1 pseudogene is annotated in these 589 nt (G+C 45.8%); it reads left to right on the top strand.

The annotated features are described in order from the left end of the window. Positions 1-373: pseudogene (locus ACMHLI_RS23395) on the top strand (hypothetical protein); the annotation flags it as partial. Positions 374-589: the final 216 nt, after the last annotated feature.

The following is a 589-nucleotide window of genomic DNA, read 5'->3' as shown; positions in this document are numbered from 1 at the left end:
TTCCAACGAGCCTGACGGAGGTAATGCGCCTTCCTACGAAGATGTTCTGTCCTTCACCGTGGTTAACGATCAGGGTTTTTTACAGACAAAGCACAGCCTGTATATGTCGTCGAAACCTTTTGAAGACCCACGTATCCTACCCGGTGGGCCTGGTATACCGTTCACCGCTGAAGACGGTGCCCATCATATTCTTAAGCCAAGTGCACCGGGGGAAGGGTGGGGAATGGTTTATATGACCAAACTCGGGCTGAAAGAAAACACCTCCCAATTCAAAACCAACTGGCAAGATTTACCCCAACAAATCCCCGAAGTAAAAAACTATCAGGGTTGGGATCATATGCGCTGTGATATGGACGCGGGTAAAACAGGTTAGCTCAGAAAATATCTGGCCTGCGCAATGGGATATGCCGAAATCTCTTAATGATGAAGAGCTTAAATAATAGGGACATAAATGAAAGGATTTAAAATAATAGTGGCATTAACTTTGTTGCTGGTTTGTACAGCAAGTGCTAAAGACCAACCTATTCAAGTAGTTTATCGTTTCGACGACCATCGCTACCTCGAGCTTAAAGGTTGGGGCTGCCAGGGT

Source organism: Rahnella inusitata (genome assembly GCF_965118895.1).
Lineage (GTDB): Bacteria > Pseudomonadota > Gammaproteobacteria > Enterobacterales > Enterobacteriaceae > Rahnella > Rahnella inusitata_A.
Note: the sequence above shows the minus strand (reverse complement) of the source record. Positions and strands in the feature narration are given on the sequence as shown.